We start from the raw sequence: 21,979 nt of genomic DNA, 5'->3' as shown, positions 1-21,979 counted from the left end.
GTAACAGAGACAGCAACAGGATGTTCAAGTGTAGCAGATACAGTAACAGTAACAGTAGATGAAGATTTACCAGTAGCAGGTTTAACAAGTAATGATGCAGATAATACGATCTGTGAAAACGAAAGTGTAACTTTTACGGCAACAGGTGGAGACGAATATGAGTTTTTAGTAGATGCAGCAATTGTTCAAGTACAATCAGCAACGGCAACATATACGAGTACAAGTTTAACTGATGGACAGGAAGTAACGGTTCGTGTTGTAAATATAACAACAGGTTGTGAGGCAACTAGTAGCGGAATAACGATGAATGTTTCTTCTACAGGTATTTGTTTAGACACCGACGGCGATGGAATTTCAGATGCAGATGATTTAGACGATGACAACGATGGTATTCCAGATACAGCAGAAGGAAACGGAGATACAGATGGTGATGGAGTTATCGATAGTTTAGATTTAGACAGTGATAATGACGGAATCTTAGATGTAGATGAAGGCGGAAACGGTGATTTAGATACTAATAACGACGGAGTTATTGATGCTAATGATGGGGCATCAGGAGCCGATACAAATGGCGATGGTCAAGCAGACGCATCAGTAGATACAGATGAAGAGCCAGATACTGATGGCGATGGGGTGCCAGATTATAAAGATTTAGATAGCGATAACGACGGAATCAATGATATAATCGAAAACGGAAATGGTGGTTTAGATACTAATAACGATGGTGTTATTGATGCAAATGATACAGGCGGATCAGATACAGATGGTGATGGTATTTCAGATAGTTTAGATGGAGATACTTCAGGATTTGGATCAGGCTCAGGAAATGTATCAGATGTAATTGATAGCGATGGCGATGGTGTACCAGATTATCAAGATTTAGATAGTGATGACGACGGAATCAACGATGTTGTAGAAGGAGGAAACGAAGAATCAGATACAAACGGAGACGGAATTGTTGATGGATCTGATAGTGATGGAGACGGAATCTTAGATGAAGTAGATGAAGATAATGGGAACTTTGGAGATGCAGGAAACACAGATGTAAACGATACGGATCCAACTGACCCAACGGATGGTGGAAACGGGACAGTAGGCGACAGTGGAACTGATGTAGATGGCGATGGAATTGCAGATAGTGTAGATGGAGATGATGCTAACTTCGGAGATGCAATTGACACCGACGGCGATGGAATTTCAGATGCAGATGATTTAGACGATGACAACGATGGTATTCCAGATACAGCAGAAGGAAACGGAGATACAGATGGTGATGGAGTTATCGATAGTTTAGATTTAGACAGTGATAATGACGGAATCTTAGATGTAGATGAAGGCGGAAACGGTGATTTAGATACTAATAACGACGGAGTTATTGATGCTAATGATGGGGCATCAGGAGCCGATACAAATGGCGATGGTCAAGCAGACGCATCAGTAGATACAGATGAAGAGCCAGATACTGATGGCGATGGGGTGCCAGATTATAAAGATTTAGATAGCGATAACGACGGAATCAATGATATAATCGAAAACGGAAATGGTGGTTTAGATACTAATAACGATGGTGTTATTGATGCAAATGATACAGGCGGATCAGATACAGATGGTGATGGTATTTCAGATAGTTTAGATGGAGATACTTCAGGATTTGGATCAGGCTCAGGAAATGTATCAGATGTAATTGATAGCGATGGCGATGGTGTACCAGATTATCAAGATTTAGATAGTGATGACGACGGAATCAACGATGTTGTAGAAGGAGGAAACGAAGAATCAGATACAAACGGAGACGGAATTGTTGATGGATCTGATAGTGATGGAGACGGAATCTTAGATGAAGTAGATGAAGATAATGGGAACTTTGGAGATGCAGGAAACACAGATGTAAACGATACGGATCCAACTGACCCAACGGATGGTGGAAACGGGACAGTAGGCGACAGTGGAACTGATGTAGATGGCGATGGAATTGCAGATAGTGTAGATGGAGATGATGCTAACTTCGGAGATGCCGTAGATTTAGATACTTGTGTTGTTATTTATAATGAATTTACACCTAACGATGATAATATAAATGATTATCTTGTAATCGATTGTATAGAAAACTTCTCAAATAATACTTTAGAGATATTTAATAGATGGGGTAATACTGTTTATAAAGTAAAGGGTTATAATAATAATGATAAAGTATTTAGAGGTATTTCTAAGGGTAGAGCAAACCTTAATGCAGATGATAAGTTACCTGTTGGAACCTATTTTTATGTATTAGATTTAGGAAATGGATCACCGGTTAGAAAAGGTTGGATTTATATTAATAGATAATAATTAATTATTTTAAATGAAATTTACTACAAGTATAATTTTGATTTTTGTGTTTAGCTTGTGTATAGTAACAATTACACAAGCTCAGCAAGATCCTCAATATACTCAGTATATGTATAATACAGCGAGTGTTAATCCAGCATATGCTGGATCTAGAGGGCATGGTGTAATTACGGCTATTGGAAGAACTCAATGGGTTGGTTTTGATGGTGCACCTAATACACAAAATATAAGTTACGATACACCTATTGGGTATTCAGGATTAGGTTTAGCTGTTAATTTAATGAATGATGAAATAGGTCCTTCTAGCGAAATTTATTTAGATGCAAATTTATCATATACTATTGAAACTGGTCAGGAAGGGAATTTAGCTTTTGGTTTACGTTTAGGAGGTAGATTATTAAATATCGATTGGAGTAAAGGACAAGTAAATGAAAATGAGGAGATTCTAGAAGAAAATATCAACAAGTTTTTACCAACTATCGGAGCTGGTATTTATTATTACGAGCCAGATTGGTATGTTGGTTTATCAGTGCCTAATATTTTAAGAAAAGAACATTATGACGCCGAAAATCCTTTAGGAGAAACAGCTGTAGAAAGAATGCATTTTTTCTTTATAGCGGGTTATGTATACGATATAAACGAAGATTTAAAATTAAAACCTGCGGTTTTATTAAAAGCAGTTTCAGGAGCTCCTTTATCTTTAGATGTTTCAGCAAACTTATTGTTTAGTGAAAAATTTAGAGTTGGTTTAGGTTGGAGATGGAATGATTCTTTAAGCGCTTTATTAGGTTTTCAGGTTTCAGATAAACTCCTCATAGGATATTCATACGATTTAACAACTTCTAACTATAATGTAACAAATTCAGGTACTCACGAATTAATGTTACGATATGAATTATTAAGAAATACAAAATATAGATCCCCTAGATTCTTTTAAAATTACATTATATGAATTTAAAAAAATTAATCTTATTGCTATTACTAGTAGTAACGGTAAAAATTTCAGGGCAAAGTAAAAAAGTAGCAGATCGCTATTTTGACGAGTTCTCTTATGTACAATCTGCTAAATTATATAAAGATTTAGTAGAAAAAAAAGGAGACACTTCTAAACATGTGTTAAGTCGATTAGCAGCTTCTTACTATAATAATGCAGAAACAGAACAAGCCGAGATTTGGTATAAAAAACTTGTTTTAACACATAAAGAAAAACTAGAGGATAAACATTTATTTAAATATGCACAAGTATTAAGAAGTAATGGTAAGTATCAAAAATCTGATTCAATCTTTTTGACACTAAATACTTCAGATAGTAGTAACAGGAAAAAGGCTCTAAAAAAAGAAAATTATTTATTAGAATATGACAATGAAGATGTAAGAATTGGAGTTAGAAATTTAGCTATTAATACAGAATTATCTGATTTTGGAGGATTTCTTCTAAATGGTAAAGTATATTATACTTCAGCAGCTCCAAAAGGGGGTAAAAATGAACGTATTTATAAATGGAATAATCAACCTTTTTTAAATATATATAAGGCAAGTGAGGAAATTAAATCACTTGAAGAGAACGAAAAAGATACGGTTTTAACATTGGTAAATCCTCGTTTATTAGAGTTTCCAATTACCTCAGACTTTCATGAATCTACACCTGTTTTTACGAAAGATGGTAGAACAATTTATTTTACAAGGAATAATGCAAACGGAAAAAAGGCTAGAAGGGATAAAAAGAATACCTCAAATCTAAAAATATATAAAGCAAGTTTTGTAAATGGGTATTGGATTAATGTAAAAGAATTGCCATTTAATGGGGAAGAATTCTCTGTTGGTCATCCAGCTTTAAGTGCTGATGAAAAAACATTATATTTTGTATCTACTATGCCAGGAGGATACGGAGCTACAGATATATATAAAGTTGCTATATTAGAAAATGATCAGTATGGAACTCCAGTAAATTTGGGTGAAACCATAAATACATCCGATAAAGAAATGTTTCCTTATATAGGATTAGATAATACCTTGTATTTTTCTTCAAACGGACATTTAGGTTTAGGTCTTTTAGATATATTTCAATCTAAAATAGAAAATGACTCTATATATTCAAAAGCCAAGAATTTAGGACATCCTTTTAACAGTAAAAGAGATGACTTTTCTTTTTATATAGATGAAAAAGGTAAAAAAGGGTTTTTCTCATCAAATAGGATAGGTGGTAAAGGAGATGATGATATTTATAGTTTTTATATGTATACAGAACCTTTAATTTGTGCTGAATCTATAGCAGGTGTTGTAACCGAAAAAATTAATAACACTCCAATTGACGGGGCATTAATAAAACTATTAGATAATCAAGGAAAGGTTATAAAAGAAACGTTTTCTAATAACAATGGTAGTTATCTCTTTGAAGAAGTTTTATGTGATAATACATACACTGTTTTTGCAAGTAAACTAGATCATAGATCAAAAGATAAGAAGAGAGTTTCGATAGTTAAAGGAAAAGCTAATAAAATCGATTTAAACTTAATACCTCTAATCATAGGAGATCAAATTGTTATAAACCCTATATACTTTGATTATGGTAAGGAAATTATAAGAGAAGATGCGCAATATGAGCTAGAAAGTATTGTAATGGTAATGACAAATCACCCGGAGGTAAGTATAAAAATTGAATCCCATACTGATAGCCGAGGACCTAGTGATTATAATAGAAATTTGTCGGATAAAAGGGCTAAATCAACCAAGGAATACATCGTATCGCGTGGTATAGATAAAAATAGAGTCATAAGTGCAGTTGGTTTTGGAGAAGATCAATTATTAAACAAATGTAACGATTCAAATAAAAAGAAATGTACAGAAGAAGAGCATCAAAAAAATAGGCGTTCTTATTTTTATATAGTTAAAGGAACCGATAAAATAAAAGAAAGACAAATAGCTGAAAAATTAGCAGTTAAAAAAAGAATAACAAAAAAGAATAATTTTTTACTTTTCTTAAAAAAGAACTTTAAAAAGAAAGGTAAGTCCGATCCTGCTTCTAATAAATGCCTTATAGGCAAAGAAGAAGACTGTGAAACGGATAAAAAAGATTTTAAAATAGATTACAAAAATTAAAGTAGTACCCCTTTAAATTTCCCCTAAAAAACTCCCACAATGGGAGTTTTTTACTTTGACATACTATTCTATTATGTATTTATAAAGATCAATTACATGTATATAGCCTTTATTGAGGTATTTACAATAAAGAAATTATTAGTTTTTAAGTAAATATAATACACTATTAATAATAGACGTATTAGACAAAAAGGTTGATCTTTTTCTGATGATTTTATCAGTTTATTTTTGGTTTTAAAAACTTATTTTTTTTGGTCAATCCATTATGATTTCTAAGTTTTTTTAAAATCAGAGAAATGACCATTATTCATGTTAGTTGTATTTGGAATGTTTAATTTGATATGATTATACCATTTAAATAACCACGTTATATTTGTAGTAAGGCTTCTATATTCATTTCTGAGTCGTTTATGAATAGAGTTACTTTTACCTGTTTCAATATTAATTATTCGCTGATTTAAAAAGCTTGCCAAACTTAATAAACACAGCCTTAATCGGCCTTCAAATAATTCTTTATAAGTGTTTTTTAGCATAGCTACATGTATCTTCAAATCAATAGGTGCATGCATTTTTGTTTTTTTTAGATATATATCTTCTTATTGCAGTAACGTGACAAAAATTAAAGAATTAAACGCTCCAACTAATCCTTTTCTGCTATCACAAAACAATAGCAGCAACCTCAAAAACTTTAGAATTTAGATTTTTAATACTTTTTATGTACAATGTGTTAGTTTATGATTTGATTTATTACCAAAGAATATTTTCTTTATTGTATGCTACTTTAACAACATTAAGTCAAAATTTCTTTCTCTAATAAGATTTTGTCCATTAAAAAATAACTTTCTTAGGTGCTATCACGACAATCTTTAGTTGATAAAGATTTGGTTTACGTTGGCTTGTTCTTTCTGAGCATCCATTTTTGACTGCTAGTTGTATAAAAGTTTATTTTCCTCCATTAGAAATCTTACTACAATTCAAACATTTGTAACGTTTTTTTGCTTAATCCCGTACCGTATTTAAACTATTACAAAATTACATTTGAGTTATGTATATAATATAAACATAAAAAGAAAGCAGGACAATAATATGTTGTCCTGCTTTCTTTTTATTACTAAATATGAACGATATAGTATCTTATTTAAAATTTATTCATCTTGCAAAGCAAAATTAATAGGGATGTAGTATTCTACATTTGCTAATTTACCATCTTGCTTACCTGGGACAAAAGTAGATAGCTTAGTAACCATTCTCTTAGCTTCTTGCTCTAATAATTCACCGCCTTTAGGTCCTCTCATTCTTATATTACTTACTTCACCTTCTTTTCCAATAATAAAACGAACCCATACTTTACCTTCTATATTTTGCTCAGCAGCTGCAGCAGGATAGTTAAAGTTTCTTTGAATATGGCTAACCATTCTTTCATTAAAACAATTTTCTTTTTCTGTATCCGTAACCTTTAAACAAGTTTTAAATAAAGGAATAGTCTGTACTTTATCAAACTTAATGAAGTCGGTAATTAATTTTTCCTTTTTTACAATAGATGTTTGTTTTTTAACAACCCTTTTCGCTACTTGAGTTTTAACAGCTCTAGGATTAGGGTGTTTGAAAGTAATAGGTATACCATATTTAACTTTTACGGTTTTACCGTTATGCTTACCTGGTATAAATGTAGGAAGGTTCTTTACAATTCGACTAGCTTCTTTTTCTAGAGATTCACCATTTTGAGGTCCTCTCATCTGAATAGTACTAACATTACCTTGTTCATCAATCGTAAACTGCACTAAAACTCTTCCCTGAATACCAGCATCAAATGCATCTTGTGGATATCTAAAATTTTTCATGATATGTTTTGACATTTGAGTCTCAAAACATTTAGCTTGTTTCATTAAAGGAACATTATTACATTTTGAAAATAAAGGAATTTCTTCAACAAGGTTAAATGGAATTCTTTCAATAGTTTCAGAATTATCTTCTAATTCGAGTTTACCAACTAATAAAGTGTTTTTCTTAATATTAGCCAATTTTTGAGAAGTACCATTTCCTCCAATCGCAGAAACAGCTTCATTTTTTTTACGTACAACACGTCTTCTTGTAGAAACTTCGATTGATAATTGCTTCTTTTCACCATCTTTAGTTTCTTCAATAGCACATTTTGTAATACTATTAGGATCCGCTATAGTTTCGTCAGCCGTAGCACATACTTCTTGTTGTGCAACAGCAATTATAGAAAAAAGCATAGCAGTTATTAGTAAGGGGAATTTCTTCATAATCGCACTCTATTTAAGGGGTTAACATGATTTGTTAACATGTTTGAGTTGTAAAAGTATAAAAATTAAATTACAATATAAAATTTATTGTAATTTAATTTTTATTTAAAGCGCTAGTTACTATGGTTTTATTAATAAATGTTTCTTGCTTTAATATTATTAAAAGCTTTTTTAAATTATTTATTAAGAACATTCTTATTTAAATATAGCTATATAAAATGTTTTTTTTGATGAAAAATCCCATTAGAATAGTATCTAACAGGATTTTTTAATAATTTTTTTGTAAATTGATTATGCCTTTTTAGGTGTTTTAAAAGTAATAGGTAATGCATATTTCACGTTAACTAAATTGCCATTATGTTTACCTGGAATAAAATTAGGCAATTTATTTATCAATCTTACAGCTTCCTCTTCTAAAAGTTCACCTCCTTTAGGACCTCTTTTTTTAACGTTTACAACTTTACCTTCTTTGTCAATAGTAAATTGTACCATAACTCTACCTTCAATATTTTTAGCTTTAGCACTTTCAGGATAACTAAAGTTTTCAACAACATGTTTAATCATTTGTTTTTCAAAACACTTAGCTTGTTCAAGTAAAGGTGAATTTTTACATTTAGAAAATAAAGGTATTTGCTCAACCAAATGAAAAGGTATTCTCTTCAAAGAAGAAACAACGTCTTTTTTAATAGTTAATTTTTCAAGTAAAACTGTATTATTCTTAATTTTCTTAATCTTGCTATTTGCTTCTATTGATACATTACTTTTCGATTTTCTAATATGCCGTCTTACAGAAACTTGTTTGTCATCGTCAGATTCTAATGCATTTTTAACATCATCAATAGAGCATTTAGTGATACTAATAGTGTTAAGGTCTTCGATTGCTTCGTCAGGAGTTTCACATTTTTCTTGTGAAATAGCCATAGCAGATATAAATAAGGCTATAACTATATTGAAGGGGAATCTCATAGTTGGTTGGTTAAGGGTTAATTAATAAAGTGTGAAAATAGCTATATTTAGTCAGTTCAATATTCTTTTTTAGATTAAGATAATGTTAATTTAACGTTAAAAGCTTAAAGCGAGTGTTCTATATTTATTCCGTATTATTTCGGTTTGTAATTTTATTAACTTTTACAAAGTTGTTTTTCTATCTTCCTAATTTAATATTAAATTAAGTGGAAAAGAATATGTAACAATAACGGGTAAACCTTTTTCTTTACCAGAGATAAAGCGAGGTAATTTATGTAATATTCTATTTAATTCTTTATGTAGTGCTTTGTTGTTTTTTTTACTTTTTATTCTTGAATTAATAATATTACCATAAAGATCTATACTAAATTGTATAAAAATCTTATCTTTAATAGTTTCATTATCAAATTCCGTTGCATAAAAATTTTTTGAAAAATGCTTGTTAATTTTTCTTTTAAAACATTTAATATTATTCTTTCTAGTACTTTTTTTGCAAGATTCAAACATTGGAATTTCTTCTACTAATGTAAACAACACTTCTCTAGAAAGGTTTTTTGATTTGTAACTTGTTGTGTTTTTAGTTTTTCTAGGACGGCTGCTAATTTTTTTTCTTGTAATTTTCCTAGTGTCTTTTTTCTTACTGATATCACATTTTTTAATTGAAATTTCATTTAAATCAATCGTATCCTCTTCCGTAGCTTTACATACTTTAGATTGACTGTAAAAATTAATTAAATTGAAAAATAATAGTAGAATTATGAAGAGTAGTTTTTTCATTTTTGCAGATAGTTTTTCTTACACTGTAAAGATGAAAAATTGAGTTTTATTTCATTTTAAGCAATTGTAATTTGTGTTTTACCATATCATGTAATTAATGTTAGCAAGGTTAGTTTACTGTAAATAAAAACTCCCTATTTTTCAATAGAGAGTTTTTACAATGTTTTAATCGAAATGTAAATTACTTTACATGCATCAACTCTACATCAAAAATTAAAGTAGCATCTGGCGGAATTACACCTCCAGCACCAGCTTTTCCGTATGCTAAATTAGACGGAATTACAAATCTTGCTTTGTCTCCAACTTTTAATAACTGAATTCCTTCATCCCATCCTGCAATAACTTGTCCCATACCAATAGCAAAATCGATTGGTTGCTTACGCTTATAAGAAGAGTCAAATACAGTACCATCTAATAACTGCCCTTTATAATGCACAGATACATTAGCGCCTTTGGTAGCTTGTTTCCCTTCTCCGTTTTGTAATATTTTGTAACGTAATCCAGACGGAGTCTCGTCATAACCTTTTGCAACAGAGTCTAACAATTCTTTTTGCTTTGCTAATTCTTCAACCTCACGTTTTTCACGAGATCCTTCAAAAGATCTAAAAGATTCAACAGCGTTAAATTTTTCAGCAGCTTCTCCTACACGAATAATTTCAACATCCATTGTGTCGTTTTGCTGAATAGCATCTACAACATCTTGTCCTTCTACAACGCTTCCAAAAACAGTATGGTTACCATCTAAATGAGGGGTTGCTGTGTGTGTAATAAAAAACTGAGAACCGTTTGTTCCTGGTCCTGCATTTGCCATTGATAATTTACCAGGAGCGTCATGCTTTAAATCAGGATGAAATTCATCATCAAATTTATAACCTGGGTTTCCTGTTCCTGTACCTTGTGGACAACCACCTTGTATCATGAAATCAGAAATCACACGGTGAAACTTTAAGCCATTGTAATATGGAGTTCCTTGTGGTTTAGCTTCGTTTTCTAAATTTCCTTCTGCTAAAGCAACAAAGTTACCTACAGTTCCAGGAGTTTTCTCGTATTCTAAATTCACTAAAATGTCGCCTTTTGGCGTTGTGAACTTTGCGTAAATTCCGTTATTCATTCTACTATTATTTACTAATTAAACTTTAATTTATTTGGGCGCTCGAGCGGGCTTTCCGTTATATCTTTTATGCATTCTTTATAAAAGGATGTCACTTCAATCCCTAGCGCAAGCATACTATATAATTAATTTTTTACGGATAAAGTGGCTAAGTTAAAACTTAAACCAATATTCATATTCGTCGATTTTACATTTCCGAAAGGCGAATAATATTTTCCAGCTGAAGCTATAATTGCAACGCCATTTGTAATATCATAACTTAAACCTAAGGTGGGGCGCACAATAATTCCCTCGTCTGTATCTACACCTGCACCACCACCAGCTCCTGCCATAAGTTCGGCAAAACCACGGACTTTAGTATTTAAAAATCGAGGCGAGTATATTCCACCTCCAACCAATCCATGTGCATAACCACCAGAGCGTCCGTCATAAGCAAAACTTGCTTCACCAGCAATATACAACCATTTGTTAAGGTCGAAATTTACTTTTAAACCAATCAATTGTAAATCGATGGCTGTAGCATCAAATACATCATCGGTTTTTGCAACATCAAAATACGATTGATTCTGAATTTCAACGCGCAAACCTTGTGTGTAAAATTTGTTATATTTTTTCCCTTCGGATGTTGTTCCGCCATTTAATCCGAAGTATTTAAAACCAAATCCTACGGTATAGGCTTCTAAATCACCTGCAACAGCACGGTAATAACCTCCGTGACCACTGATGGCTAATTTGTTTGAGAGTTTTAAATCGATTCCGGCAGATGGATAAATCATTAAGCCGCCTTCAGGAGCAACACGACCACCTGCAGCACCAATTCCTAATTTTGTGAAAATATTAATGTATTTCGATTGATAGGGGTGATAACCAGCACCAAAAAATAAATCCATAAAACCAGCACGTAATCCTTTGTATATAGCATCGGTATGCGCGAATAAAAAGGTGTTTTCTGATAGGTATTTCTGATATTCAAATCCGATTACATATAATGACTCATCTAAAACGTCTCCTTTGTCCTTTTTGGAATTTCCGAAAGGTTTAAAGAAATCGAAACGAACTTGTTGTACGTTTTTTACTACTGGCTTGCTCCAAAAATCATCAGAAGAAAGATTCGTTGCAGCAAATTTTTGATGTGCTTTATCATAATCAGTAAAACGCAATACACTCGGAATTTCAACAAAAACAGAAACCGAATTACTTTTTATTTCGCCTGATAAAAAATTTAAGTGACTGTATTGTACACCAACCGAATAGTTATTTTTTTTGTATTGTAAACCTATATTCGGATTTATAAATCCGCCATCGTTCACCAAATTTCGGTATCCACCACCACCACCAAAATGGAAGTTAGCATCCATGTATAAATTTTTATATACTTTTTTGTTTATACCAATTTCGGCACCTAATGTAAATAAACCACCTTGGTCTCCTGTAGTTGCAAAATGAAAACCTGCACCACCATACAACCAATCGTTAATTGGTATTTGATAATGTAAACCTGCCAGTCCCATGGTTGGTTTTAAATTAGGAAATGCATCCGTAGGCATTTGAACGGGAATAAAATTTAAACGGACTTTAGTTTGTAGTTCTTTACCTTTTAAGGTTGATAGGTTTTCTTGACTAAACAAGGTGAAGAATAAAAGACAAAAGATAAAAGATAAAAAAACGTCATTGCGAGTAAAACGAAGTAATCTCTCAATAGATGAAAAGATTGTTTCGTTCCTCGTAATGACGTTGTAATTTTTATTATTCATGTTCAATAAATGCTTAAAACCAATTATTACCTATTCAAACTCACTTGTTAAATGTAGTTTAACGGTAGGGTATTTACTTTGTGTCATTTGTAATGTAAAAGAAGAATCTGCTAAAAAGACCAATTTACCTTGTTTGTCTTTTGCTAAATAACGCTGTTTAACACGTTTAAATTCTTTAAACTCATCGTTTTTTTCATCTTCGGCTTGCACCCAACATGCTTTGTGTACAGAAATATTTTCATAGGTACATTTTGCACCATATTCATGCTCTAAACGGTACTGAATAACTTCGTATTGTAAAGCACCAACAGTACCTACAATTTTACGTCCGTTCATATCCATTGTAAATAATTGCGCAACACCTTCATCCATTAATTGATCTAAACCTTTGTATAGTTGTTTAGATTTCATTGGGTCGGCATTGTTTACATAACGGAAATGTTCTGGAGAGAAACTCGGAATTCCTTTAAAGTTTAATTCTTCTCCTTCGGTTAAGGTATCACCAATTTTAAAGTTACCGGTGTCATGTACACCAACAATATCACCAGGAAAAGATTCATCTACAATTTGTTTTTTCTCTGCGAAAAATGCATTCGGACTAGAAAACTTTATCTTCTTGCCGTTACGAACGTGTAAATACGGAGAGTTTCTTTTAAAAGTTCCTGAAACAATTTTTATAAAAGCAAGTCTGTCTCTGTGTTTAGGATCCATGTTTGCATGAATCTTAAAAACAAAGCCTGTTAATTTTTCTTCTTTAGAGTCTACTAAACGCTCTTCAGCTTTTTTAGGTTGTGGTTGCGGTGCTATTTCAATAAAAGCATCTAACAATTCTTTTACACCAAAATTATTTAAAGCTGAACCAAAGAAAACAGGTTGTAAATCGCCAGCTAAATATTCTTGCTGATTAAATTCAGGATATACTTCGAATACTAATTCAGATTCTTCTCGCAAAGTTTCTGCAGCAGCTTTTCCAATAATTTCATCTAACTTAGGATTTGAAAGATCATCGAACTGAAGTCCTTCTGTAATTTTTGTTTTATTATCACCCGAAAAAAGATTTAATTTCTTTTCCCAAATATTGTAAATTCCTTTAAAATCATAACCCATTCCGATAGGGAAACTCATCGGTGTAACACGTAAACCAAGTTTTTGCTCTACCTCATCTAATAAATCGAACGCATCTTTACCTTCACGATCTAATTTATTAATGAATACCAACATTGGTATTTTACGCATACGACAAACTTCTACCAATTTCTCGGTTTGAGGTTCTACACCTTTTGCAACATCAATTACCACAATAACACTATCTACAGCGGTTAAAGTTCTAAAAGTATCTTCTGCAAAATCCTTGTGACCAGGCGTATCTAAAATGTTTATTTTTTTGTCTTTATAAATAAAAGCCAATACCGAAGTAGCAACTGAAATTCCACGCTGACGCTCAATCTCCATAAAATCGGAAGTTGCTCCCTTTTTTATTTTGTTGTTTTTAACAGCTCCAGCTTCCTGAATAGCACCACCAAATAATAATAACTTTTCAGTTAAAGTAGTTTTACCTGCATCAGGGTGTGATATAATTCCGAACGTACGTCGTTTTTGTATTTCTTTTAAAAAACTCATCTATAAATTTTAAGGCTGCAAAGATAAGGTTTAATGCTTAACTGTTCAAAGGTTTAATTGTTGAACTGATATCATTTTTGTAAGTTTGTTTTTCGTAAATTAAATAGATGAAAGAACAAGTAATATTAGTAGACGAGCAAGACAATCAAATAGGGTTGATGGAAAAAATTGAAGCTCATGAAAAAGCATTATTACACAGGGCATTTTCAGTTTTTGTTTTTAACGATAAGAAGGAATTGATGTTGCAGCAACGCGCAGCAGAGAAATACCATTCTCCGTTATTATGGACAAATACTTGCTGTTCACATCAAAGAGAAGGAGAAACAAATTTAGCGGCAGGAAAACGCCGATTGCAGGAAGAAATGGGATTTGTTTGTGAGTTGAAAGAAGTGTTTTCTTTTATTTACAAAGCGCCTTTTGATAACGGATTAACAGAGCATGAATTGGATCATGTAATGGTTGGAGATTTTAACGGAGAGCCAAATATAAACCCTGAAGAGGTGGCATCTTATAAATGGATGACTTTAGAAGCTGTAAAAAAAGATATTGAAAGTAAACCGGAAATATATACCGTTTGGTTTAAAATTATATTTAAAGAATCTTACGAAGCCTTAAAAAATGCCTAGAGTAACAGTACATAGAAAAGCGCATTTTAATGCAGCACATAGATTATTTAACCCAAAATGGTCTGATGAAAAAAACCTGCAAGTTTTCGGAAAATGTAGCAATCCTAATTATCACGGTCATAATTACGAATTAATTGTTTCGTTAACAGGCGAAATAGATGCAGATACGGGCTATGTGTATGATTTAGGTATATTACGAGAATTGATAAAGAAGGAAGTAGAAGATGCTTTTGATCACAAAAATTTGAATATAGAAGTACCAGAGTTTAAAGAAATAATTCCGACAGCCGAAAATATATCGGTAGTAATATTTAACAAATTACGTGTAAGTATTCCTGAAAAATTAGACTTAGAAATTACGTTATATGAAACCCCAAGAAACTTTGTAACCTATAGCGGTAACTAATTATGATAAGTCAATTATTACGATTCGAACCTATTTTAAAGTCCAAAATTTGGGGAGGAGAAAAATTGCACACGCTACTCAATAAAAAAACGGATAGCAAAGATGTTGGTGAGAGTTGGGAAATTTCTGATGTAGAAAACGATATTTCTATCGTTAGTAATGGTCATCTAAAAGGAAGAGGTTTAAATGAATTGATAAAAGAATTTAAACATGATGTTTTAGGCGATAAAGTGTATAGCATCTTTCAAAATAAATTCCCGCTCTTGATCAAGTTTATAGATGCCAAGAAAAAATTAAGTTTACAGGTACATCCTAACGATATTTTAGCACAAAAAAGACACAATTCTTTGGGTAAAACCGAAATGTGGTATGTTATAAATGCCGATAAAAGTGCAAAAATTATAGTTGGTTTTTCTGAAGAAGCTGATAAGAATTCTTTTGTAAAAACGATAGAAGCAGGGAATGAAACAGCATTGCTAAATGTAGATTTTGTGAAAAAAGGGGATACTTTTTTAGTGCCTGCAGGTAGAGTACATGCCATAGGGAAAGGTGTTTTGTTAGCTGAAATTCAAGAAACATCCGACGTTACGTATCGTATCTCTGATTGGAACAGAAAAGATGCCAATGGGAAACAGCGAGACTTGCACTTAGATTTAGCTTTAGATGCTATAGATTATTCGGCAAAATCGAATTATAAAGCAGAGTATCTTAAGAAAAAAAATAAACCATCAAACATTGTGGATTGTAAATATTTTACAACAAATTTTTTGCACTTAACAAAAAAACACACTGTAAATCATGAAGATAAAGATAGTTTTGTAATTTATATGTGTGTAGAAGGAACTGCGATTTTCGAATATGAAAATCAACATGAAAAGTTACAAATAGGAGAAACTATTTTAGTGCCTGCTTGTATTAAAAAAGTTAATATATTAGCTCAAAACACCAAACTTTTAGAAGTTTATATAAAATAAAACAGACTCAAAATTCATTTTGAGTCTGTAACCAATCTCAAATTTAAGACACATTTAAAAAGTTGTAACCAAATACAGCTTTGCAGATAATATTGTGCTCTTTTTCCGCTTTTTTAGATACTGTAATGTGTAAAAAAACCTCGGTGTCACTCAGTTTTTTAATATAATTATGAATAATAAGTTTATCGTTTAGAAAAGCGTTTTCTATAAAGTCAAATGTGATACTTTTAAAGCTGATACTAGATGCAGGTTTATAAACGTTAAGAGATGAAGTTACGGTAGTTTCAATTTTATGATATAAAATTGACGTTTTTAGTGTTTTGTTTTTGTTAACTTGTTTTTTGTTAACAATAAATTGAAAATTGTGATTTTTTGGTAGGTTATAAGTTTGCATGGTGTAAGGAGTTTATTGGTGGGAAATTCGATTTTCTAAAAAAAGTGTTTTTAACTGAATACATTATGCGGTTTAAATACATGTTAATTCGTTGGGTGTTTTTTACTGTTTTCATCATGGGTATAGTTTAAATAGTGGTAAATAAAAAAAGGTGCTTTTTTATAAAAAAGCACCTTTTGTAGTTTGTATTAAATGTAGGTTTTTAAAACCGTTGTTTAAAGCTGTTCTCTAAAGTACTTTTTTTAATAGGCACATATTGTTTGCGCATACAAGTTTTATACATCATCATGTTGATAGTGTTTAAAATAAAGCGATAAATGTTTAAAAGTACTTTCATGAGGAATCAAAAATAGCAAAAGTTTTTACAAAACAATAAAAAAAAGAAAATATTAATGTTTAATAATTAAGAAGCGACTGCAAGTAAAAGGTAAGAAGTTGTATAAATATGTATCTTTGAGGTGTATGAAAAATGTGTTTACAATGATTTTTAACAGTCTTAAAGCACTGGTTATTTAAAGATATTAATCTAAATATTACCAATTAAACAATTAGCAAATGAATAATATAAAAGTAATTGCTTTTGATGCGGATGATACTTTGTGGGTAAACGAAACTTATTTTAGAGAAGCAGAGAATGAGTTTGCAAAGTTGTTGTCTGGTTATGAAACTGAAAATAAGATTCACCAAGAATTGTATAAAAAAGAAATCGACAATCTGAAAATTTACGGTTATGGTGTAAAAGGTTTTGTGCTTTCGATGGTAGAATGTGCGTTGGAAGTATCCAACTATAAAATCAATCCAAAAACCATCGATAGAATTTTAGAGATTGGTAAAGAAATGCTCGAGCAACCCATCGATTTATTAGAAGGGGTAGAAGAGGTGTTGCAAAAATTACAAGGCAAGTACAAATTAATTGTTGCCACAAAAGGCGATTTGTTAGATCAGGAAAGGAAGCTAGAAAAATCAGGGATTTCAAAATACTTTCACCATACAGAGGTGATGAGCGATAAAAAGGAAAAGGATTATTTTAGGTTGATACAGCATTTAGATATCAACCCGTCTGAATTATTAATGATTGGTAATTCATTAAAATCAGATGTTTTACCGTTAGTCGAATTAGGTGCTTCTGCAGTGCATGTTCCTTTTCATACTACTTGGGCACACGAAGAGGTAAGTAATGAACAAAAGTCAGACAGTTATAAAACAGTTGCTAAAATTACAGAAGTATTAACTTTTTTATAAATGAAGTATTTAGATATAGAAAACTGGAATAGAAAGCAGCACTTTAAACATTTTAGAACATTAGCAGATCCAACATTCGGTATTGTCGCAGAGGTAGATGTTTCTAAATGTTATAACGTAGCAAAAGAAAGAAAACAATCGTTTTTTGCGCGCTATTTACACGCGTGTATGAAGGCTATTAATGCCGTAGAAAACTTTAAATATAGAATAGAAGAAGATAAAATTGCTATTTATGAAGTAATAAATGCATCGGCAACCATTGCAAGATCCGATCATACTTTCGGGTTTTCATACATAGATTTTTCAGATGATTTTGAAGTGTTTAACGCAAATTTTCAAAAAGAAAAAGAACGCATTGTGAATTCAACCGATTTGTTTCCTGAAAAATATTCCTTAGGTTGTATACATTGTTCGGCTGTGCCTTGGGTTTCCTTTACCAGTCATAAAGAACCAAGTTCGGGTAACAAAAACGATAGTATTCCGCAAGTTGCTTTCGGAAAAATAAAGTTAGAAAATAATAAGAAAAAGATGCCCGTAGCAGTGAATGTAAACCATGCTTTAGTAGACGGATACCACGTAGGACAATTTTTTGATAAATTTCAGGCTGAATTAGATAAAATCGATTAATTTTGCAAAAAAATAATAATTATGGCAAGTATTAAAAACTTAAAAAAAGATATCGATTATACTTTAGGAGATATTATTGATATCTGTAGATTATCTGCGCAATTAAACCCAGAGGTAGATCAAGAAAAATCAGAAGCGCTTGTTGATGAGGTTTTTGAAACTTACGATGGTTTAATAGCAAAGATAAATGCTAAGAAAGTTGAAGATAAAAAAGCACATTTTAAAGCAATAAGTACTGAATTAGAGGAGAAAGCAAATGCTTTAATCGAAAAGGTAAATAACTTATAATAAGCTGTAAGTTAAATGTTTAAATCCGACTCTTTATAAAGGGTCGGATTTTTTTTGCAAAAATTTAACATGAACAAAGGGATTTTTTTTCGTAAATTACGTTCAGTAATATTAACAATTAATTCCCCCTTAAGCAACATGGCAAGAGCAATGTACGAGTACACTAAGACTGTATTAAAGAAAGTGAGTTTCAATACAGATTTATTTTGTAGAGAATTAGAAAAAGCATTAAATAGGTTACTGCCTTATGAAGTAGAGGAACTAACAATATGGTTAAAACAATTTACAGCAAACAAACCAGATTTATATGTTTGTTTGGCACTTGTAAAGAAATAAGAACAAAAAAGAAGCTAATTAGCTTCTTTTTTGTTCTTATTTCTTTTTGTTCTATATTTTTGCATGAGCTTACGGTTAAACTCGTGTTCAGAAATTTGTAGTGTAAGTATTTTTTTAAATGATAATATCTTTGAAACCTTCGAATGAAAAGATATTTTCATTTCATATTCTTGTTTGTTTATAGATTGAAATTTTTCTAAAATTTCTTTAGAATCTTTTTCAGATAAATCATCAATTCCTCCGTTTTTAAGTATCCTGTTTTTAATATTAAAACGCTTCTCTCTGTGAAGCTCCATTTTCTTTTTGTCGTATTTATTGTAAATAGGCCAAAATTTTTGAGCTTCAGCCACTGTTAAATTTAATTTTTCTGTTAAGTAGGCAATCTTATACGTACGTATTTTTTCTGTACTTCCTTTTTTTGACTGTGCTTGGTTAGATAAAAGACCTAAGAATAATACGAATACTAAGGTGAATATGTGTTGTTTCATTTTTATTGAATTTCATTTATAAGGGTAGAACTATCAATGGTGTTTAGGTAATCTTCTAAATTTTCAGTAGCAATTGAAGGTAAAATATTATCTTCAAAATCAGAAGATTCTAAAACAATTGCCAATTCATTAGTGTCGGTATCTCCATACCCGTTTTCATACCAAGAAGCTATATCTGCTTGTGTTATAGTGTTAAAATTATCTTTACTACTATATGTAAGGTAATTTAAACCGATAAACAATAAAACAGATGCTGCTGCTGCAATAGGAATAAAGTCGAGTACTCTTTTGTACAAAGAAATAACTTTTACTTCTTTAGGTGCTGCTTTAAGATTTGTTAAAATATTTTCTTCAACCGTATCAAAGTAATTGGCAGGAGTTTTAAAAGTGTTTTCTTTAGATACAGCTACCGTAGTTTCTGAAGAAAAGAAAGTAGACTCCATTTCTTCAAAATAATTTTCAGGTAATGAAAATCCAGTTTTCTTACCTGTCTTATTATTTATGAAATCTATGTTATTTTTTAAATCTTTATCCATCTCTCTTCTAAGACTGTATTTTTTGTGAAAGGTTTAATTATGGTTTTTAATAAATTGTGCTATTTTTTTCACAGCAATGTGATAGGATGCTTTTAAGGCTCCAACAGAAGTTTCTAATATTTCGGAAATCTGAGTGTATTTCATTTCATCGAAATACTTCATATTAAAAACGAGTTGTTGTTTTTGAGGTAAAGTAGCAATTGCTTGCTGTAAAATAAGTTGAATTTCATCTCCTGTAAACCAATGGTCGCTATCTAAATTAGAAACTAATTGTTGTTGGTAATCAGCAATGTCAACATTTTTCTCTTTAGCTCTTTTATTAATAAAGGTTATAGACTCGTTGGTTGCAATTCTATACATCCAAGAATAAAGTTTACTGTCGTTTTTAAAAGTATCAATATTTTTAAAAATTTTGATAAATGTATTTTGTAAAACATCATCAGCATCATCATGTGAAACAACAATCTTTCGTATATGCCAATACAATCGCTCTTTGTAAAGCGATAGTATTTGTTTAAAGGCTACTTCTTTTGTTTTAGAATTCTGTAGCGCTGCTATAAGTGTAAGTTCGTCGGTCAACTAAAGTTGTTTAATAGTTAGACTTTAAAGACACTAAAAGGTTTAAAAGAAAATTAAATTATTTATGATCGCTTTCTAGAACAACCAAATAAGCGTTTTTCTTTGATGGTTTCAGAAACTCCTGCTGGTAACATTTTTTCCCATCCTTCCTCATTTTCTTTAATCATTCTTAACACTTTTCGAGAGAAAATATGTAAGCTTTCCTCGTCAATATTTTCAATATCAATAAGTCTACCATTGTTTTTAAAGAACTTGTAAAGTTCTTTCATTCTTGGGTGCACCTTTAAATTATCACTGGTAATAAACTCGTTCGTTTCTTCATCTTTATATGGGTACATGTATACTTTTAGATCTCGGTAGAAAAGTTTACCAAATGCTTCTAAAATACCACCACTTAGGTCGCGATAATATTTTTCATCAAAAATTTGAATAAGATTATTAACGCCCATAGCCAATCCCATTCTTTCTTTCGTAAACTCACTAAAGTAGTCTACCAATCTAAAATACTCTTGGTAATTGGTAATCATTACATTCTGGCCAAGTGCACAAAGCAGTTCGGCCCTGTCTAAGAAATCACGTTCGTTAATTTCTCCTTCAGCACGGAGGTTGCTTAAAGTGATTTCGAAAATAACTTGTGTTTTTTCTGGATTCACCTTTTTTTCTGCTAAGAATAATTCTTTAGAGCGCTCAAACATATCCATATTTACTTTCGTAACAGGGCGATAGCTTCCGCGAAGCGCTAAAATATTCTTTTTGTACAATACTTGAGCAGGTAGTAAGTTGTTTCCATCAGGACCAAACATTACGGCGTTTGTCATGCCGTTTTTCACTAACTGTAAACTCATTAAACGGTTATCAACATACATAAAACGAGGGCCAGAGAAATTAACCATGTCAATCTCTAACCGATCGCTATCAATATTGTCGTAGAAAGATTTTAATAGTTCTTTAGGGCTGTCATTTAAATAATAAGCTCCGTAAACTAAATTAACACCTAAAACACCTAATGTTTCTTGTTGTTGGCGGGCATCAGTTTCTTTAAAACGAAGGTGTAAGATGATTTCGTTATAATCTTCAAGCGGATCTAATTGAAAACGAATACCAATCCAGCCATGACCTTTAAACTTTTTAGAAAAGTTAATGGTTGCAACGGTATTTGCGTAACTAAAAAATAATTTTTCAGGATGCTTCTGACGGTCAAGACGTTCTTCAATTAAGTCCATTTCATGTCTTAACATCTTTTTTAATCTTTTTTCGGTAACATAACGATTGTCATTTTCTACGCCATAAATTGCATCAGAAAAATCTTTGTCATAAGCACTCATTGCTTTTGCAATTGTACCCGAAGCCCCACCAGCTCTAAAAAAATTACGAACGGTTTCTTGACCAGCACCAATTTCAGCAAATGTTCCATAAATATGAGCATTTAAATTGATTTTTAAAGCTTTGCTGTCAGTCGTAGGTACCGTGCTTATTTTTTGATCTCCTTTAAGCGTAATTGCCATTTTATTGTTTTTTGTTACGTATAACAAATGTACTGAAAATAGGACTTATCAGATAA

General features: G+C 31.5%; 20 protein-coding genes. 10 read left to right on the top strand and 10 right to left on the bottom strand.

Going from position 1 to position 21,979, the window contains the following annotated elements; all coding sequences use genetic code 11:
- The 3 genes from AC28QF_RS11720 to AC28QF_RS11710 form a co-directional block, all read left to right on the top strand.
- Positions 1-2,325: T9SS type B sorting domain-containing protein (locus AC28QF_RS11720; RefSeq protein ID WP_488202426.1), on the top strand; the 2,325-nt coding region annotated here is incomplete at its 5' end.
- A gap of 16 nt (positions 2,326-2,341) precedes the next feature.
- Positions 2,342-3,265, top strand: a complete 924-nt coding sequence (locus tag AC28QF_RS11715; RefSeq protein WP_488201860.1) for a PorP/SprF family type IX secretion system membrane protein — start codon at positions 2,342-2,344, stop codon at positions 3,263-3,265.
- Between the two features lie 11 nt (positions 3,266-3,276).
- Positions 3,277-5,427 (top strand): OmpA family protein, encoded by a 2,151-nt coding sequence (locus AC28QF_RS11710; protein ID WP_488201861.1) that lies wholly within the window; start codon positions 3,277-3,279, stop codon positions 5,425-5,427.
- Between the two features lie 1,145 nt (positions 5,428-6,572).
- Here the strand turns inward: AC28QF_RS11710 and AC28QF_RS11705 are convergent.
- From AC28QF_RS11705 to AC28QF_RS11680, 6 genes are all read right to left on the bottom strand, one after another.
- Positions 6,573-7,694, bottom strand: a complete 1,122-nt coding sequence (locus AC28QF_RS11705) for an energy transducer TonB (RefSeq protein WP_488201862.1) — start codon at positions 7,692-7,694, stop codon at positions 6,573-6,575.
- Between the two features lie 291 nt (positions 7,695-7,985).
- A complete protein-coding gene (locus AC28QF_RS11700; protein ID WP_488201863.1) occupies positions 7,986-8,660 on the bottom strand; it encodes an energy transducer TonB in 675 nt (224 codons plus the stop codon).
- Between the two features lie 186 nt (positions 8,661-8,846).
- Complete coding sequence (locus AC28QF_RS11695) at positions 8,847-9,437, bottom strand: hypothetical protein (protein ID WP_488201864.1); 591 nt, start codon at positions 9,435-9,437, stop codon at positions 8,847-8,849.
- 181 nt (positions 9,438-9,618) lie between these two features.
- Complete coding sequence (locus AC28QF_RS11690; protein ID WP_488201865.1) at positions 9,619-10,548, bottom strand: peptidylprolyl isomerase; 930 nt, start codon at positions 10,546-10,548, stop codon at positions 9,619-9,621.
- Positions 10,549-10,673: 125 nt separating this feature from the next.
- On the bottom strand, positions 10,674-12,176 hold the full coding sequence (locus AC28QF_RS11685; RefSeq protein WP_488201866.1) for a hypothetical protein: 1,503 nt from the start codon (positions 12,174-12,176) through the stop codon (positions 10,674-10,676).
- A 156-nt stretch (positions 12,177-12,332) separates the two neighbouring features.
- Positions 12,333-13,922, bottom strand: a complete 1,590-nt coding sequence (locus AC28QF_RS11680) for a peptide chain release factor 3 (RefSeq protein WP_488201867.1) — start codon at positions 13,920-13,922, stop codon at positions 12,333-12,335.
- A 107-nt stretch (positions 13,923-14,029) separates the two neighbouring features.
- Between AC28QF_RS11680 and idi the strand changes: the two genes are divergently transcribed.
- The 7 genes from idi (at position 14,030) to AC28QF_RS11645 (ending at position 18,815) form a co-directional block, all read left to right on the top strand.
- Positions 14,030-14,548, top strand: a complete 519-nt coding sequence (gene idi, locus AC28QF_RS11675; protein ID WP_488201868.1) for an isopentenyl-diphosphate Delta-isomerase — start codon at positions 14,030-14,032, stop codon at positions 14,546-14,548.
- Positions 14,541-14,954: a 6-pyruvoyl trahydropterin synthase family protein gene (locus AC28QF_RS11670; protein WP_488201869.1), complete on the top strand. Its 414-nt coding sequence runs from the start codon at positions 14,541-14,543 to the stop codon at positions 14,952-14,954. The genes idi and AC28QF_RS11670 overlap by 8 nt, the downstream gene beginning before the upstream one ends.
- A gap of 2 nt (positions 14,955-14,956) precedes the next feature.
- Positions 14,957-15,928 (top strand): type I phosphomannose isomerase catalytic subunit, encoded by a 972-nt coding sequence (locus tag AC28QF_RS11665; protein ID WP_488201870.1) that lies wholly within the window; start codon positions 14,957-14,959, stop codon positions 15,926-15,928.
- A 949-nt stretch (positions 15,929-16,877) separates the two neighbouring features.
- Positions 16,878-17,564: an HAD family hydrolase gene (locus AC28QF_RS11660; protein ID WP_488201871.1), complete on the top strand. Its 687-nt coding sequence runs from the start codon at positions 16,878-16,880 to the stop codon at positions 17,562-17,564.
- Positions 17,565-18,191, top strand: a complete 627-nt coding sequence (locus AC28QF_RS11655) for a CatA-like O-acetyltransferase (RefSeq protein ID WP_488201872.1) — start codon at positions 17,565-17,567, stop codon at positions 18,189-18,191.
- Between the two features lie 21 nt (positions 18,192-18,212).
- Entirely contained in the window at positions 18,213-18,479 is a 267-nt protein-coding gene (locus AC28QF_RS11650) for a hypothetical protein (RefSeq protein WP_488201873.1), read from the top strand.
- A gap of 138 nt (positions 18,480-18,617) precedes the next feature.
- Positions 18,618-18,815 carry a hypothetical protein gene (locus tag AC28QF_RS11645; RefSeq protein WP_488202025.1) on the top strand — a complete coding sequence of 66 codons (198 nt, stop codon included), beginning with the start codon at positions 18,618-18,620 and terminating at the stop codon, positions 18,813-18,815.
- A 14-nt stretch (positions 18,816-18,829) separates the two neighbouring features.
- Here the strand turns inward: AC28QF_RS11645 and AC28QF_RS11640 are convergent, their stop codons facing one another.
- The 4 genes from AC28QF_RS11640 to AC28QF_RS11625 form a co-directional block, all read right to left on the bottom strand.
- Positions 18,830-19,303, bottom strand: coding sequence for a sensor of ECF-type sigma factor (locus tag AC28QF_RS11640; protein WP_488201874.1), 474 nt, complete (start codon positions 19,301-19,303; stop codon positions 18,830-18,832).
- 2 nt (positions 19,304-19,305) lie between these two features.
- The gene (locus AC28QF_RS11635) at positions 19,306-19,839 is read right to left on the bottom strand and encodes a hypothetical protein (RefSeq protein WP_488201875.1); all 534 of its coding nucleotides are present in this window, start codon (positions 19,837-19,839) and stop codon (positions 19,306-19,308) included.
- A gap of 33 nt (positions 19,840-19,872) precedes the next feature.
- A complete protein-coding gene (locus AC28QF_RS11630; protein ID WP_488201876.1) occupies positions 19,873-20,418 on the bottom strand; it encodes an RNA polymerase sigma factor in 546 nt (181 codons plus the stop codon).
- Between the two features lie 62 nt (positions 20,419-20,480).
- A complete protein-coding gene (locus tag AC28QF_RS11625) occupies positions 20,481-21,923 on the bottom strand; it encodes a TonB-dependent receptor (protein WP_488201877.1) in 1,443 nt (480 codons plus the stop codon).
- Between the last annotated feature and the right edge of the window lie 56 nt (positions 21,924-21,979).

It is taken from the genome of Tenacibaculum sp. M1.3A, from assembly GCF_057732375.1.
Note: the sequence above shows the minus strand (reverse complement) of the source record. Positions and strands in the feature narration are given on the sequence as shown.

Coding starts and splice junctions, on each gene's coding strand:
- AC28QF_RS11715 (WP_488201860.1), top strand. CDS start 2,342: ATGAAATTTACTACAAGTATAATTTTGATTTTTGTGTTTAGCTTGTGT.
- AC28QF_RS11690 (WP_488201865.1), bottom strand. CDS start 10,548: ATGAATAACGGAATTTACGCAAAGTTCACAACGCCAAAAGGCGACATT.
- AC28QF_RS11625 (WP_488201877.1), bottom strand. CDS start 21,923: ATGGCAATTACGCTTAAAGGAGATCAAAAAATAAGCACGGTACCTACG.
- AC28QF_RS11655 (WP_488201872.1), top strand. CDS start 17,565: ATGAAGTATTTAGATATAGAAAACTGGAATAGAAAGCAGCACTTTAAA.
- AC28QF_RS11710 (WP_488201861.1), top strand. CDS start 3,277: ATGAATTTAAAAAAATTAATCTTATTGCTATTACTAGTAGTAACGGTA.
- AC28QF_RS11670 (WP_488201869.1), top strand. CDS start 14,541: ATGCCTAGAGTAACAGTACATAGAAAAGCGCATTTTAATGCAGCACAT.
- AC28QF_RS11650 (WP_488201873.1), top strand. CDS start 18,213: ATGGCAAGTATTAAAAACTTAAAAAAAGATATCGATTATACTTTAGGA.
- idi (WP_488201868.1), top strand. CDS start 14,030: ATGAAAGAACAAGTAATATTAGTAGACGAGCAAGACAATCAAATAGGG.
- AC28QF_RS11680 (WP_488201867.1), bottom strand. CDS start 13,922: ATGAGTTTTTTAAAAGAAATACAAAAACGACGTACGTTCGGAATTATA.
- AC28QF_RS11695 (WP_488201864.1), bottom strand. CDS start 9,437: ATGAAAAAACTACTCTTCATAATTCTACTATTATTTTTCAATTTAATT.
- AC28QF_RS11645 (WP_488202025.1), top strand. CDS start 18,618: ATGGCAAGAGCAATGTACGAGTACACTAAGACTGTATTAAAGAAAGTG.
- AC28QF_RS11660 (WP_488201871.1), top strand. CDS start 16,878: ATGAATAATATAAAAGTAATTGCTTTTGATGCGGATGATACTTTGTGG.
- AC28QF_RS11640 (WP_488201874.1), bottom strand. CDS start 19,303: ATGAAACAACACATATTCACCTTAGTATTCGTATTATTCTTAGGTCTT.
- AC28QF_RS11665 (WP_488201870.1), top strand. CDS start 14,957: ATGATAAGTCAATTATTACGATTCGAACCTATTTTAAAGTCCAAAATT.
- AC28QF_RS11635 (WP_488201875.1), bottom strand. CDS start 19,839: ATGGATAAAGATTTAAAAAATAACATAGATTTCATAAATAATAAGACA.
- AC28QF_RS11705 (WP_488201862.1), bottom strand. CDS start 7,694: ATGAAGAAATTCCCCTTACTAATAACTGCTATGCTTTTTTCTATAATT.
- AC28QF_RS11700 (WP_488201863.1), bottom strand. CDS start 8,660: ATGAGATTCCCCTTCAATATAGTTATAGCCTTATTTATATCTGCTATG.